Raw genomic sequence first — 13,780 nt, forward strand, 5'->3', positions numbered from 1 at the left:
TGTCCGGCTCGTTCGAGCCGAGATCGCGGCCCGTCAGGTCCCGTAGCTCTGCACCAACGAACCGGCGACGAGGGTCCATCCATCGACCAGGACGAAGAAGATCAGCTTGAACGGAAGCGCCACCGTTGCGGGCGGCACCATCATCATGCCGACCGCCATCAGAATTGATGCGACAACGAGGTCGATGATGAGGAAAGGAATGAAGAGCAGAAAGCCGATTTCGAAGGCGCGGCGCAGCTCGGAGATCATGAAGGCTGGCGTCACCACTTCCAGGCCGACCGCCTCGGGCCCGGCGGGCACCGGCGCCTTGGCCATGTCGAGGAAGAGCTTCAGGTCCTTCTCCCGCACGTTCTTGAGCATAAAGGTTTTGAAGGGCGCCGACGCGCGCTCGAACGCGACGCTCTGGGTGATCTGTCCGGCGATCAGCGGCTCGATGCCGTTGCGGTAGGCTTCCCGTCCGACCGGGGCCATCACGAAGGCCGTCAGGAACAGGGCCAAACTGGTAACCACGGCATTCGGCGGTGCGCTCTGGGTTCCGAGCGCCGACCGCAGGATCGACAGCACCACGATGATCCGGGTGAACGAGGTCGCCATCACCAGCACGGACGGCGCCAGGGCGAGGACGGTGAGGAGTGCAACGAGCTGCAGCGCGCGTTCGGTCACGCCCCCGGTGCCGAGATCGACCGACAGGCTCTGAGCCTGCGCAGCTGCGGTACTCAACGCCAGACCCGCGCCGATCAGGATTGGGCGGCGCAGGCGCCTTGGCAGGGAGGGTCGGGGCACGATGATCATACGGGTTCCGGGTGGTGCGACGCAGCGTTGCCGCGCGCTTCTCATAGCACCCGGACTCCCGCGCGCATCCCCGCGAGGCCTGACCTACGACTTCCGATCGAGCGGCCGACCGAGAAGGCGCGCGAACTCGGCCTCGATCTCTTCCACGGAAAACGGATTCGGTGTTGGCGCTGCCTTCGTCGGCTTCGGCGCCGGTGTTACGGGCGCGACGAGGGGAGGCTGGTCGTCCGTCTGGTTTGCCGTCGATCCGGGAGGATTATCCGTGGGCTTCGGCGCGTCAGCAACGACCTCGTGGACGACCGCCGTCGAGTCCTGGCTGGGCTCGGGCTCCTGGACCAGCGGGGTATCTCGGACAGGCTGATTTTCTTGGACAGGCTGGATTTCTTGGACAGGCTGGATTTCTTGGACAGCCTCACGTGCCTCATCAGAATCGCGCTCCCGGACGGGCTCGGGGCTATTCTCGCGCTCGGGACTGTTGACGCGCTCGAACGGGGTGGACTCAGACTCGCCGGCCGAAGACCCGGAAGACGTGTCCGTGGCGGACGCAGGCTGGTCGCCTGCCGGACGATCGGTCGCGACGGCCTCGACCATGTCGGCGAAGAAGAGATCCTGACCGGCGGACGCTTCGGACGCCGCGGGTTCCGTCGGCGCCGGGCCCCGTGCCGTGGCAGCCATGGCGGCTGCGATCGGATCGATCGAGACCGGCCCCACGCCGTGTGGCGCCGGTTCGCGTTCGCCCGCGGTCATGCCGGCTTCGGCCTCGGCCGGTGGAATGGGCGCAGGCTGGACCGGCATGGCCGGACGGACCGCCGCGGACGGACGGCGCAACGCCTCTTCCAGCTGCCGCGCCATATCGGACAGGATCGCCGCATCGATGCCGCGCGTCGCCGGAGCCGATGAGACGGGTGCCGGCGGAGGAGCTGCGGGGTGAGCAACCGGAGCACGGGGGCTTGCCTGCTCGGGCGTTCCCGGAAAGCCGACCCGCTCGGCAAGACCGGCCGGGACGAGATTCGCGATCGACGGCGGCGTCCGCCTGATCACGCGCGCCAGCTGAGATTCCCGCGGCCGTGCTGTCAGGCCCGGATCAGGGAGCGGAGCCTCAGGAGTGGAAATCTCCGAGACAGGGACCTCTGGGGTGAGGGGCTCGGGGATCGGTTCGGAATGCCCGAGGGCACCGAGCGGCCGACCGACGGCCGGGGGCGGGGCGTCGGAGCCTGGCACCGGCGCAGAGACCACCACCGGCATCTCAAAGGTTGGCTCGCGATAGGGCGCGATCGGCTGGTACGCGGGGGCAGGAGCCGGTTGCGTCTGGTGGGCGATCGAGGGTTCGGGCAGCGGATTCAGTGTCGGCTCGGGCGCCTCGTCGAACGCTGTCTCCTCGGGCGGCAGGCGAGCGCTGATGCCCCGCAGGATGTTGCGTTCGATCACCACGTCGTTCGGACCACCGACGAGCAGGAGGTGCTCGACGTTGTCGCGTCGGAGGAGGATGAGCTGACGCTGACGATCCAATTCGTAGATGTCGACAATGCCGAGCCGCGGCTGGCGTCCCCGTGCCGAGTTCTTGTCCGACAAGGGCATTCCCTTGCCGCCGAGGCGCCGGATCACGAACACGACGGCCGCCAGGATCACGAAGATCACGGCGAAAATGATCGCGAACTGGAGAGGGAACGAGCCTTCCGAGCTGAAGAACGATGGCAAGACCGGGGTCTCTCGCTTTTAGGGGCTCGTGGCCCGACGCAACACTAGAGGGACCAGTATCATGCGCGGCAGCGGCGCGGGCAACAACGTTAAGACTTCGTTAACAGCTCCTTTTCAGCTTCCCGGACCCGTAGCAGTGAGAGGCATTTAGGAGAGGTCAGGTGCCCTGCCGCCCGATCTGATCACGGGCTGGCAGGGCATGCCGTGTCCACACGACGAAGCCGATACGCAACGCGGCTTGAGTGCGTTCTGAAGCAGGTGCGGTTAGCCGCGCTTCAACGTGCATCTGCGACACGGTCTCGAAACGGGACCCGTTGACGAGCTCGGCGCGTTACTACGGCACAGACTTGAGCGAGGATCGACGTGACGCCTGCGGATGACCACCACCAGCACCATCTCCGCGACGCCGTCGCGCTGGCCCGTGACAACGTCCTTCAGGGCGGCCGGCCCTATGGCGCGGTAATCGTACGGGACGGCGAAGTGCTGTCGCGGGCGGTCAACACAACGGCGATCACCCAAGATCCGACCGATCACGCCGAGATGGTGGCGATCCGGGAAGTCAGCCGAACGCTGGGACGCACGAAGCTCGACGGCTGCATCGTCTACGCGAGCGGACGACCCTGCCCGATGTGTCACGCGGCCATGCGTCTGGCTGGAATCACCCGGGCCTTCTTCGCCTTCAGCGCGGAAGAGGGCGAGCGTTACGGCCTGATCGGTGCGGGCATCTATGCGGAACTCTACCAGCCCTTGGCGGAACAGTCGATGCGCGTCGAGCACCAGCCCGTCGCCGTGGCCGAGCATCCCTACGCCCTCTGGCGCGACCGTCAGACAATCACCGATCGAGCAAACACGGATTGAGCACACACTGATTGAGGATGACGCGATGACTGTCCCGCGTTGGATCTCCTTCCTGGCCATTGCGCTTTTTCTCGCGGCAGCGGTCACCCTCGGGCTCCTCTGGAGCCGGGGCGCTTTGCGGCACCCCAGCGAAGATGCCCGCGGCGGCGGCGCGCCAGCGGCCTGTGCACCGCTCAATCCCAATGGCCCACCTCCGGCCGACTGTCCGCAGGTTCGGCAGCCGACGGAGCGGAAACCGTAGGCGCCGTACGCTTTAGAGAGCAGACGGTTCGATTTTTAACGGTGCATTAACCATAGCAGTGGCAAATTCTGCCGGTCCTACCGGGCAGAGTCTTCCGGGTGAGGGGGGGGGTTCACCCATGTCCATCACCGACCTTCCAGTTCTCGGCATGTTGCGCACACGCATGCAGTGGCACCAGAGCCGCCAGAAACTTCTGGCGGAGAACGTCGCCAATGTCGATCTCCCCGGGTTCAAGCCGCGTGATCTGGCTGACCCGAATCTCGGTCGAACCGGCCCCGTCCTGGCGCAACCGTCGGGGTCTACGACGAGCAACAGCCTGGCGATCACGAACGTCGCCCATATCGCGCCCGGCGGGGGGCCGGATGGCCCCGGCGCCGATCCCCGGCGCGTCAAGGAGTTCGAGATCCGTCCCAACGGCAACGGCGTCAATCTCGAGGACGAGATGATGAAGGCTGGCGACAACCAAGCCGACTACCAGATGGCGGCTTCGCTCTACCAGAAGAGCATCGACACCCTCAAAATCGCCATCGGCAAGCGCTGAGCGGCCATCGATCTCTTGTCGGAGCTTGTCATGGATTTCCTGAAATCGCTCACCACTGCCGCCTCGGGGCTCAAGGCTCAGTCGAGCCGGATGCGCATCATCGCCGAGAACATCGCCAACGCGGATTCCGCCCCCAGCACGGTCGGCGGGCAGCCATACCGACGCAAGATCGCGACCTTCACCCAGCAGGTCGATCGCGAGACCGGCGCGGCGCTGATCGAGCAGGGACGGGTCCGTCGCGATACCTCGCCGTTCCGGACCAAGTACGACCCGGGCAACCCCAGCGCCAATGCCCAGGGCGAGGTGGCGATGCCCAACGTCAACGGGCTGATCGAGAACATGGATATGCGCGAGGCCCAGCGCTCCTACGAGGCCAATCTCAACATGGTGACGGCCACCCGCCGGATGGTCGCCAAGACCCTGGAAATTCTCAAGGCCTGATCCCATCCCCGATCTTCACTGAAAGCCCCATCCCATGACGACCAACGCTTTTGCCGCCGGGGCTTATTCGGCAATCCAGAACATCGGGGCCAAGGGCGCTCCCAAGATCGCGTCGCCCACGGGCGCAACGGGATCGAACTTCACCTCGCTGCTGACCTCCACCCTCGACTCCATCGGTGAGGCGGGCCGCAAGGCCGATACTCAGGCCCTGGCGGTGGCGGGCGGCAAGGCGAACGTCGTCGACGTCGTGACGGCAGTGGCCGAGAGTGAAACCGCCCTCCAGACCCTCGTCGCCGTCCGCGATCGCGTGATCTCGGCTTACGAGGAAATCATGCGGATGCAGATCTAGGGCAACGGGTCGGACGCCGGTTTTCCCTTTGATTCGAGCACTTTGACCCAGGCGCGAGACGACATCCACCCCATGACCCATCTCGCCATCATCGACGTCGCCCGCGACGGCATTTTCGTCTTCCTCAAGGTCGCGGGGCCAGCCATGCTGGTCGCCCTCGTGGTCGGTCTTGTCGTGTCCTTGCTCCAGGCCCTGACGCAGATTCAGGAGCAGACTCTGATCTACGTGCCCAAGATCGTGGCCGTGTTCGCGACGCTCCTGCTCACGCTGCCCTTCATGGGCGACGCCCTCGGCAGTTACATGACCCGCATCGCGGCCCGCATCGTTTCCGGCGGCTGAAGCCTGTTATGACGGGGCATGAATCTCCTCCTGCCGGGCATCGCCGCGTCCTTCCTGGTCACCTTCGCGCGGATCGGCACCCTGGTGATGCTGATGCCGGGGGTCGGCGAACAACTCATCTCCCCGCGCCTGCGGCTCGCCTTCGCGCTGCTGCTTTCGCTCATCCTGTTCCCGACCGTGCGGCCACTTCTGCCGATGCAGGGCGGCGCCATCGCGGGGCCGGGCTTGATCACGCTCCTGATCGGCGAATTGCTGATCGGGCTGCTGCTCGGGCTGACGGTTCGGATGGTGCTCGCCTCCCTGCAGACGGCCGGCATGATCGTGTCGCAGCAACTCGGATTGTCGTATGCCATGACGGTCGATCCGACCCAGGGCGGGCAGCAGGCGGCGATCGGCAATTTCCTCGCCCTTCTCGGCGTGACGCTGATCCTCGCCACCGATCTGCACCACATCGCCCTGGACGGGATCGGACGCAGCTACGTCCTGCTGCCACCGACCGGCCTGCCCAGTATGGGCGAGGCGGCGAGCCTCGCGCTCAAGGCGATCGCCCGCGGCTTCGCGCTCGGCGTCCAGATCTCGGCCCCGTTCATCGCCTTCGGCATCCTGTTCAATGTCGGGCTCGGAGTCTTGGCGCGGCTGATGCCGCAGATGCAGGTGTTCTTCGTCGCCGTTCCGGCCTCGGTCCTCATCGGGATGCTGCTGCTGCTTGGCAGCCTCGGCGTGATGATGGGCGTCTTCCTCGACGATATCGGGCGTTACTTGGCGGACCTCGCCGGGCGCTGACGCGCAGCACGGAGTCCTGAGCCGTGGCCGACGATTCCGATCCGGAAGACAAGACCGAAGACCCGACTCCGCGGCGCATCGAGAAGGCGATCGAGCAGGGCAACGTCCCGAACAGCCCGGAGATCAACACCTTCTTCATCCTGGCGGCCTTCACCATGGCCCTGCTGATGGTGTCGGGCATGATCGCCAAGGATATGGTGGCGAGCATGCGCGGGTTCCTGATGAACGCCCACATGGTGCCGTCGGACCCGACGGCCTATACCGAGATGGGATTGCGCACGCTGATCATCTGCGCGCAGGCCCTGTGTATACCAGTGGGTCTCGTCGTGGTCGCGGGCCTGGCGGCGGGCATGATCCAGCACCCCTTCGTCTTCAGCACCGAGGCGCTCGGCCCGAAATGGGATCGGGTCTCGCCGATGGCCGGCGTCAAGCGCGTCTTCGGCATGGAAGCCCTGTTCCAGTTCGTGAAAGGGCTTGCCAAGCTCGGCATGGTCGGGGTCGTCGCCGGCACCATCCTGTGGGGCGAGCGCGACCGGATGGAGGTGTTCGCGCGCCTCGACCCGAGTGCCGTCCTGGCCGGAATCCTTACCCTCGCCCTGAAGATGATGGCGGGCATGCTCGCGGTGTTCGTGGCCATCGCCCTCGGCGACGCCGTCTACCAGCGCTTCCGCTGGCGCCAGCGCCTGCGCATGTCGAAGGAGGAGATGAAGCAGGAGCACAAGGAGAGCGAGGGCAGCCCCGAGGTGAAGGGCCGCTTGAAGCAGCTCCGCGCCCAGCGCGTGAAGAAGCGCATGATGGCCGCCGTGCCCACCGCCACCGTCATCGTCACGAACCCGACCCACTACGCGGTCGCGCTGCGCTACGAGGCCGGCATGGCGGCGCCGGTCTGCGTCGCCAAGGGCGTGGATTCGCTGGCGCTCAAGATCCGCGCGGTGGCCAAGGACCACGACGTCCCGATCCTCGAGAACCCGCCGCTCGCGCGCGCGCTGCACGCCACCGTGGAGATCGACGAGGAAATCCCGGCCGAGCATTACCGTGCGGTGGCCGAAGTCATCGGCTACGTCATGCGCCTGCGCCGGCGCGCGGCGTAAAGGAGAAGCCGCGTGACGATTGGCGCGCGCGCCCGCCACCCTTTATGCACCGTCTTTCGCGAGAATTCGCGGCGACTTGCGCCGGTTGGCCCTTGCTGCGAACGGAAGCAGGGCGCTAACCGGAATGGCTTCAGGGGTGGATCGGCGGCGGATGGTTGAGTTCAGCGGACACGGAAAGCCCGCGTCGAACGCGATCGATCGCTCCGAGCGGCCGGGGCGCGTCGGGCTGCTGCTGGTGCTCGCCGGTTTGCTGGTCGGCGCGGCGGTCGGCCTGTCCTTCGTCGCCAGCGACCAGGCCCAGCCGCTCATCCTCGGCCTGCTGGCGCTGCTCGCCATGGCGGGGGTGTTCTGCCTGTTCGCCCTGGCGATCGGCGCGATCCAGTTCGCCGGCCAGACCACCCGCGACGACATCACCAAGGCGATCGTCGATGCGGCGCCGGATGGCGCCATCGTGGTGGAGGAGGGCGGCCGCCTGATCTACGCCAACGAATCCTACCTGCGCCTCGCGGGCGGCGAGACCGTCGCCAGCCTGCGGCCGGTGGAGCGGGTCTTCGTCGGCTCGCCCGAGGTGTCGGAGGCCGTCTACCGCCTAGCCCAGGCCTCCCGCGACGGCCTCGGGCACGCCGAGGAGATCCGGATGGCGCCGCCACCGGGCAGCGCCGCCGAGCGGGCCTTCGCGTGGTTCCGCATCAGCGTGCGCCCGGTCGAGCGTCCGCGCCGGGCCGCCACCCTCTGGACCGTCAGCGACATCACCCACGAGCGCGAGCGCCAGGAGAACGTCTTCCAGGAACTCCAGCACGCAATCGACTACCTCGATCACGCCCCCGCCGGCTTCCTGTCGATCGATCCCGCCGGTTCGATCGTCTACATGAACGCGACCCTGGCCGCCTGGCTCGGCTACGATCTCGCCACGGTCGGCTCCGGCGGGCTCCGCCTCGCCGAGATCGCGCCCGGCGCCGATGTCCTCACCGCCTCCGAGGGCCTGCCCGGGGAGGTCCGCACCGATCGCTTCGACCTCGATCTGCGCCGCCGCAACGGCCATCCGCTGCCGACGCGCCTGTACCATCGCGTCGCGTTCGGCCAGGACGGGCGGCCGGGCCCGTCCCGCACCTTCGTGCTCAACCGCTCGGCCGGCGCCGAGAGCGACGAGCCGCAGCGCGTGGCCGAGGTGCGCCTCGCCCGCTTCCTCAACAACAGCCCCATCGCCATCGCGACCCTCGACCAGAGCGGCCACATCGCCCGGGCCAACGCCTCGTTCGCGCGGCTGTTCGGCGGCGTGCCGCGCCAGGCGCTGCCCGATGGACGCAACGACCTGCACGGCGAGCCGACGATGTGGGAGGCCGTGGCCGAGCGCGATCGCGCGGCCCTCGAAGCGGCCCTGAGCAAGGCCGCCGCCGGCCTCGCCGAGGTGCTGCCGATCGAGATCGCCCTGTCGGGACCGGGCAACCGCTCGGCCCGGGTGTGGCTGAGCCCGGCGGGTGGCGAACCGGCCGCGGTCGGCCGCGACGGCGCCGAGGCCGACCAGGGCGACCGCGAGCGCGTGATCCTCTACGCCCTCGACACCACGGCCCAGCGCCAGCTCGAGCAGCAGGTGGCCCAGGCTCAGAAGATGGACACGGTGGGCCAGCTCGCCGGCGGCATCGCGCATGATTTCAACAACGTGCTCCAGGCCATCATCGGCTACTCGGACCTGCTGCTGGCGAGCCACCGGCCGACAGATCCGGCCTTCCAGGACATCATGCAGATCAAGCAGAACGCCAACCGGGCCGCCAGCCTGGTGCGTCAGCTGCTCGCCTTCTCGCGGCGCCAGACCCTGCGCCCGGAGGTGATGAATGTCGGCGAGGCGCTGTCCGACCTGACCCTGCTGCTCAAGCGCCTGCTCGGCGAGCGGGTCGACCTCGACCTCAAGCACGGACGGGACATCTGGCCGATCAAGGCCGACGTCAATCAGTTCGAGCAGGTCATCGTCAACCTCGCGGTCAACGCCCGCGACGCGATGCCGGAGGGCGGCCGCCTCCTCATCCGCACCGCCAACATCGCGCACGACGCCGTCCCCACGGAGAACCGGGACGGGATGCCGACCGGCGACCATGTCCTGATCGAGGTGCTCGACACCGGGCAGGGCATCCCGCCCGACGTCATGGAGAAGATCTTCGAGCCGTTCTTCACCACCAAGGAGATCGGCAAGGGCACCGGCCTCGGGCTCTCGACCGTGTTCGGCATCGTCAAACAGAGCGGCGGCACCATCGACGTGCGCTCCACGGTGGGGGAGGGGACCGCCTTCCGCATCTCCTTCCCGCGCCACGAGCCCGCCGCCGAGCCGGCGCCCGAGCCCGAGATCGCCCTGGCACCCCCGAGCCCGCAGACGACCGCCGCCATCGCGGCCGACCGACTCAAGGTGACGTCGAGCCGGGCCGAGGCCGAGAAGCCCGCGCCGCGCAAGCCCGCGCCGGACCATACCGGGCAGGGCGTGATCCTGCTGGTGGAGGACGAGGACCCGGTGCGCGCGGTCAACAGCCGTGCCCTGTCGGCGCGGGGCTACACCGTGCTGGAGGCCGCCTCCGGCCTCGATGCCCTGCGGATCATCGCCGAGACCACCGAGACCATCGACCTCGTGGTGTCCGACGTGGTGATGCCCGAGATGGACGGGCCGACCCTGTTGCGCGAACTGCGCAAGCAATCGCCCGACCTCAAGGTCATCTTCGTCTCGGGCTATGCCGAGGACGCCTTCCGCAAGAACCTTCCCGACGGCGAGGATTTCAACTTCCTGCCCAAGCCCTTCAGCCTGAAGCAGCTCGTCGAGACGGTGAAGGAGATCATCGCGCGCTGAGCCGGCGGCGACGCAGATTCCTGGACCGGAGTCCCGGGAATCTGCATCGCCGCCCTTGTTCCGTGAGAACAAAACAGGTACATAATCGGCAACCGGGGCGCATTGAGCCTTGCACCTCCCCCATGCATAAGGATGCCGACGAATGGCCCAGCCCGCGCTGAAAGTTGTGGATTCCCCGATGGTGGATAAGGACAAGGCAAAGGCGATCGACGCCGCTCTGTCGCAGATCGAGCGGGCCTTCGGCAAAGGCTCGATCATGCGCCTTGGCAAGAACGACAAGGTCCAGGAAGTGGAGGTGGTCTCCACCGGCTCCATCGGGTTGGACATCGCGCTCGGCGTCGGCGGATTGCCGCGCGGCCGCGTCATCGAGATCTACGGGCCGGAATCCTCCGGCAAGACCACCCTGGCCCTGCACACCATCGCGGAGGCTCAGAAGAAGGGCGGCGTCTGCGCCTTCGTCGATGCCGAGCACGCCCTCGATCCGGTCTATGCGCGCAAGCTCGGCGTGCAGCTCGACGATCTCCTGATCTCGCAGCCCGATACCGGCGAGCAGGCCCTGGAGATCACCGATACGCTGGTGCGCTCCGGTGCCATCGACGTGCTGGTGGTCGATTCGGTGGCGGCCCTGACGCCGCGCGCCGAGATCGAGGGCGAGATGGGCGATTCGCAGCCCGGCCTTCAGGCCCGTCTGATGAGCCAGGCCCTGCGCAAGCTCACGGGCTCGATCTCGCGTTCGAAATGCATGGTCATCTTCATCAACCAGATCCGCATGAAGATCGGCGTGATGTATGGCAGCCCCGAGACCACCACGGGCGGCAACGCCCTGAAGTTCTACGCCTCGGTGCGCCTGGACATCCGCCGGATCTCGACCCTGAAGGATCGGGACGAGGCGATCGGCAACCAGGTTCGCGTCAAGGTCGTGAAGAACAAGGTCGCGCCGCCCTTCAAGCAGGTCGAGTTCGACATCATGTTCGGCGAGGGCGTCTCGAAGGTCGGCGAGTTGATCGACCTCGGGGTCAAGGCGGGCATCGTCGAGAAGTCCGGCGCGTGGTTCTCCTATGCCAGCCAGCGCCTCGGCCAGGGTCGTGAGAACTCGAAGGGGTTCCTGCGCGACAACCCCGAGATCGCCAACAAGATCGAAGCCTCGATCCGCCAGAATTCCGGACTGGTGGCCGAGAAGATCCTCGAAAACGCCAAGCCGACCGAGGACGACCTCGACGAGGGCGAAGCCTGAGATCAACGCCTCCGCCGTTCCCGCGGAGGCCGTCTGGATCAGCGAAAGGCCGCCGGACTTCGTCCGGCGGCCTTTCTCGTTCTCAAACCTGACCGGTCGGTTGGAAAAGACCCTCGCTCCCGTATGGGCGACGGTGTTCACCCAACCGTTTTCGCAAGCAGTGGCGTCCCTCTCCCCCTTGTAGGGGGAGGTTCGAAGTGGGGGTGGCTCCGCCAGCCTTCGCAGCACGCGGGTCGGCCGACCACCCCCACCTGCAACGCCCTTTGAGACGGGGGAATGCCATATCCGTGCGGGACAGAGACCCCGTGCTCGCCAGCAACCAGCCCTCTGAATGAAGCCACCATCGAACCCCGTAAGGCCTATCCGGGGGGAAGAACGTCGACCTGGATCGCCGCATAATAGGCGGCCAGATCGGCGATCTCGGTGTCGCTGAGCGGCTTGGCGACCACGTTCATGATCGCGTTGCGCCGGACACCGTCCCGATATTCCGTCAGCGCCTTGACCAGGTAGGGCTCGACCTGACCCGAGAGATTCGGCGCCTCGGGCAGCTTCGAGACCCCATCGAGGCCATGGCAGGTCTGACAGGCGATGGCGGCCTTGCGCCCGGCCTTGGCATCGCCCGCCTGCGCCGCCGCCGGGAGCAGGACCGATGCGAGGAGGCCGAACAGGGCCGCGCCTAGGCCGGGGCGGGCCATCGTCACTGGCCCTCGTACGAGATGCGGTAGATCGCCCCCGCCGTGTCGTCGGCGACGAGGAGCGAGCCGTCGAGCAGGACAGCGACGTCGGCGGGACGGCCGAGATATTCACCGTCCGCCGTCAGCCAGCCCTCGGCGAAGGGCTTGGGCGTCCCGGCCTTGCCGTCCTTGTCGAGCGGCACGAACATGATCCGGGCTCCGATCGGCTGGGTCCGGTTCCAGGAGCCGTGCTCGGCGGTGAAGAGGCCGCCCTTGTAGGAATCCGGGAACTGGCGGCCGGTGTAGAAGGTCATGCCGAGATCGGCGGCGTGCGGCGGCAGTTCGGCCTGCGGAAACACCGCGTCCGTCGGCGGCGTCTCGTCCTTGTACTCGACGGTGCGGACATGCCCGCCGCCGAACCACGGGAAGCCGAAATTCTCGCCCGCCTTGGCGATGCGGTTCAGCTCACCGGGCGGGGTATCGTCGCCCATGCCGTCGACCTGATTGTCGGTGAACCACAGGGCCTTGTCGGCCGGGTTGAAATCCATCCCGACGGAGTTGCGGATGCCGGTGGCGTAGACCTCGCGGTTCTTGCCGTCCGCCTCCATGCGGATGATGCCGCCGATGCCCGTCCGCGCGTAGAGGTCGCGCTTGGCGGCCGGCGGCACGTTGTAGGGCTGACCGAGCGAGATGTAGGTCTTGCCGTCCGGTCCGACGCGGCACATCCGGGCCGTGTGGTTGTAGCTCTCCTCGGACGCCGGGATCAGCTCGCCCTGCTTGACCAGGATGCCGGCCGCCACGTCCGGGCTCTCGTAGAAGAACTCCGCCGCCGGGAACGACAGCACGCGGTTCTGCTCGACGATGGTGAGGACGCCGTCCTTCGAGAAGCAGACGCCGTTGGGGATCTTGAAGTCGATGCCCGGGGCGAAGGCCCGAACCTCGTCGGCGACGCGGTCCTTGTCGCGGTCGGTGACCGTGTAGACCTTGCTCTTGCGGGTGCCGACGAACAGCACGCCGGCATTGGGGCCGACCGCGATCGAGCGTGCATCCGGCACCACGGCGTAGAGGTCGATCTTGAAGCCCTCGGGCAGCTTGATCTTGGAGAGGGTCCGGCGCAGCGCGTCGGCGCGCCGGCCGGTCTGAGGAATTTCCGGCGCCTCCGCGGTTCCCGTGCTCTGCATGCCGGTCAGCTTTTCCAGCGCGTCGGCCTTGGTTTTCGTGTCGGCCGAGGAAGCGCCCTGCGCCAGGGCGCCGGCGGAGAGCGCCAGCCCGGCACAGCCGGCCAGCAGCGTCGCGGTGAGGACCGTTCGCATGGATGTTCTCCCGAACTCCGCCCGCATGGTCGGGGCGGTTGCCCCGACGATATGAGCCTCGCAGACGGGCCGGCAAGAGTCCGAGTTGCGGATCGGCGGCGGCCTTAGGGGGTGTAGGGCAGGAGCTTGATGAACAGGCCCCAGAGGATGAACAGGATGCCGATGATGGAGACGAACCAGATCAGGGACCGGACCTTCGGAATGCCGAAGCCGTAGACCGGCAGGTAGACCAGCCGGGCGAAGAAGTAGAGATACGCTCCGAGCACCACCGCGGTGTTGTGGCGGCCGGTCGCCACGCAGGCGAGGACCAGGGCGGCGAAGATCGGGAAGGTCTCGAAGAAGTTCTTCGACGCCTTCTCGAGGCGGCTCGCCGCGCCCGTCACCTCGGGAGTCTTGCCCTCGCGGTTGCCGGAGGCCCAGGCGAGCCCGCCGCGCTGCTGCACGCCGCTGGCGGAAGCGGCGATGATGTGGACCAGCCCGAGCAGGCAGGACCAGGCGAGAAGGCGGATTTCGACCGGCATAAAACGATGTCCCTGAGATCAGCGAAGACGTGTTCCTAGCTCGGCCCTGGGCAAAAACGAAACCCGGTCGTGACT

Annotated in this window: 14 protein-coding genes; 9 read left to right on the forward strand and 5 right to left on the reverse strand. The window is 67.2% G+C overall.

Features of this window, described 5'->3' with window-relative positions; genetic code table 11:
• Window positions 1-33 precede the first annotated feature (33 nt).
• Both fliP and J7U37_RS16780 read right to left on the reverse strand, forming a co-directional pair.
• Window positions 34-786 carry a flagellar type III secretion system pore protein FliP gene (gene fliP / locus J7U37_RS16775; protein ID WP_348773000.1) on the reverse strand — a complete coding sequence of 251 codons (753 nt, stop codon included), beginning with the start codon at window positions 784-786 and terminating at the stop codon, window positions 34-36.
• 90 nt (window positions 787-876) lie between these two features.
• Window positions 877-2,490: a hypothetical protein gene (locus tag J7U37_RS16780; RefSeq protein ID WP_247636444.1), complete on the reverse strand. Its 1,614-nt coding sequence runs from the start codon at window positions 2,488-2,490 to the stop codon at window positions 877-879.
• 363 nt (window positions 2,491-2,853) lie between these two features.
• On the opposite strand from J7U37_RS16780, the gene J7U37_RS16785 reads away from it, so the two are divergent.
• The 9 genes from J7U37_RS16785 (at window position 2,854) to recA (ending at window position 11,197) form a co-directional block, all read left to right on the forward strand.
• On the forward strand, window positions 2,854-3,348 hold the full coding sequence (locus J7U37_RS16785) for a nucleoside deaminase (RefSeq protein WP_247636445.1): 495 nt from the start codon (window positions 2,854-2,856) through the stop codon (window positions 3,346-3,348).
• A gap of 359 nt (window positions 3,349-3,707) precedes the next feature.
• The gene (gene flgB / locus J7U37_RS16790) at window positions 3,708-4,130 is read left to right on the forward strand and encodes a flagellar basal body rod protein FlgB (RefSeq protein ID WP_056186208.1); all 423 of its coding nucleotides are present in this window, start codon (window positions 3,708-3,710) and stop codon (window positions 4,128-4,130) included.
• A 30-nt stretch (window positions 4,131-4,160) separates the two neighbouring features.
• Window positions 4,161-4,571 carry a flagellar basal body rod protein FlgC gene (gene flgC, locus J7U37_RS16795; protein WP_056186205.1) on the forward strand — a complete coding sequence of 137 codons (411 nt, stop codon included), beginning with the start codon at window positions 4,161-4,163 and terminating at the stop codon, window positions 4,569-4,571.
• Window positions 4,572-4,605: 34 nt separating this feature from the next.
• Window positions 4,606-4,920 (forward strand): flagellar hook-basal body complex protein FliE, encoded by a 315-nt coding sequence (gene fliE, locus J7U37_RS16800; protein WP_056479675.1) that lies wholly within the window; start codon window positions 4,606-4,608, stop codon window positions 4,918-4,920.
• Between the two features lie 72 nt (window positions 4,921-4,992).
• A complete protein-coding gene (gene fliQ, locus J7U37_RS16805; protein WP_247636446.1) occupies window positions 4,993-5,259 on the forward strand; it encodes a flagellar biosynthesis protein FliQ in 267 nt (88 codons plus the stop codon).
• A gap of 18 nt (window positions 5,260-5,277) precedes the next feature.
• A complete protein-coding gene (gene fliR / locus J7U37_RS16810) occupies window positions 5,278-6,042 on the forward strand; it encodes a flagellar biosynthetic protein FliR (RefSeq protein WP_247636447.1) in 765 nt (254 codons plus the stop codon).
• A 23-nt stretch (window positions 6,043-6,065) separates the two neighbouring features.
• Window positions 6,066-7,133: a flagellar biosynthesis protein FlhB gene (gene flhB, locus J7U37_RS16815; protein WP_056186194.1), complete on the forward strand. Its 1,068-nt coding sequence runs from the start codon at window positions 6,066-6,068 to the stop codon at window positions 7,131-7,133.
• Between the two features lie 151 nt (window positions 7,134-7,284).
• On the forward strand, window positions 7,285-9,963 hold the full coding sequence (locus J7U37_RS16820) for a response regulator (protein ID WP_056186191.1): 2,679 nt from the start codon (window positions 7,285-7,287) through the stop codon (window positions 9,961-9,963).
• Window positions 9,964-10,105: 142 nt separating this feature from the next.
• Window positions 10,106-11,197, forward strand: a complete 1,092-nt coding sequence (gene recA, locus J7U37_RS16825; protein ID WP_056186188.1) for a recombinase RecA — start codon at window positions 10,106-10,108, stop codon at window positions 11,195-11,197.
• A gap of 359 nt (window positions 11,198-11,556) precedes the next feature.
• On the opposite strand, the gene J7U37_RS16830 is transcribed toward recA, so the two are convergent.
• From J7U37_RS16830 to J7U37_RS16840, 3 genes are all read right to left on the reverse strand, one after another.
• On the reverse strand, window positions 11,557-11,892 hold the full coding sequence (locus tag J7U37_RS16830; protein WP_056186184.1) for a cytochrome c: 336 nt from the start codon (window positions 11,890-11,892) through the stop codon (window positions 11,557-11,559).
• Between the two features lie 2 nt (window positions 11,893-11,894).
• A complete protein-coding gene (locus J7U37_RS16835; RefSeq protein ID WP_056479684.1) occupies window positions 11,895-13,184 on the reverse strand; it encodes a PQQ-dependent sugar dehydrogenase in 1,290 nt (429 codons plus the stop codon).
• Window positions 13,185-13,288: 104 nt separating this feature from the next.
• A complete protein-coding gene (locus tag J7U37_RS16840) occupies window positions 13,289-13,705 on the reverse strand; it encodes an MAPEG family protein (protein WP_056186178.1) in 417 nt (138 codons plus the stop codon).
• Between the last annotated feature and the right edge of the window lie 75 nt (window positions 13,706-13,780).

The sequence above is a fragment of the Methylobacterium sp. 37f genome, assembly GCF_023093475.1.
Lineage (GTDB): Bacteria > Pseudomonadota > Alphaproteobacteria > Rhizobiales > Beijerinckiaceae > Methylobacterium.

Coding starts and splice junctions, on each gene's coding strand:
- fliQ (WP_247636446.1), top strand. CDS start 4,993: ATGACCCATCTCGCCATCATCGACGTCGCCCGCGACGGCATTTTCGTC.
- J7U37_RS16835 (WP_056479684.1), bottom strand. CDS start 13,184: ATGCGAACGGTCCTCACCGCGACGCTGCTGGCCGGCTGTGCCGGGCTG.
- J7U37_RS16830 (WP_056186184.1), bottom strand. CDS start 11,892: ATGGCCCGCCCCGGCCTAGGCGCGGCCCTGTTCGGCCTCCTCGCATCG.
- J7U37_RS16820 (WP_056186191.1), top strand. CDS start 7,285: ATGGTTGAGTTCAGCGGACACGGAAAGCCCGCGTCGAACGCGATCGAT.
- fliR (WP_247636447.1), top strand. CDS start 5,278: ATGAATCTCCTCCTGCCGGGCATCGCCGCGTCCTTCCTGGTCACCTTC.
- flgB (WP_056186208.1), top strand. CDS start 3,708: ATGTCCATCACCGACCTTCCAGTTCTCGGCATGTTGCGCACACGCATG.
- recA (WP_056186188.1), top strand. CDS start 10,106: ATGGCCCAGCCCGCGCTGAAAGTTGTGGATTCCCCGATGGTGGATAAG.
- fliE (WP_056479675.1), top strand. CDS start 4,606: ATGACGACCAACGCTTTTGCCGCCGGGGCTTATTCGGCAATCCAGAAC.
- flgC (WP_056186205.1), top strand. CDS start 4,161: ATGGATTTCCTGAAATCGCTCACCACTGCCGCCTCGGGGCTCAAGGCT.
- J7U37_RS16840 (WP_056186178.1), bottom strand. CDS start 13,705: ATGCCGGTCGAAATCCGCCTTCTCGCCTGGTCCTGCCTGCTCGGGCTG.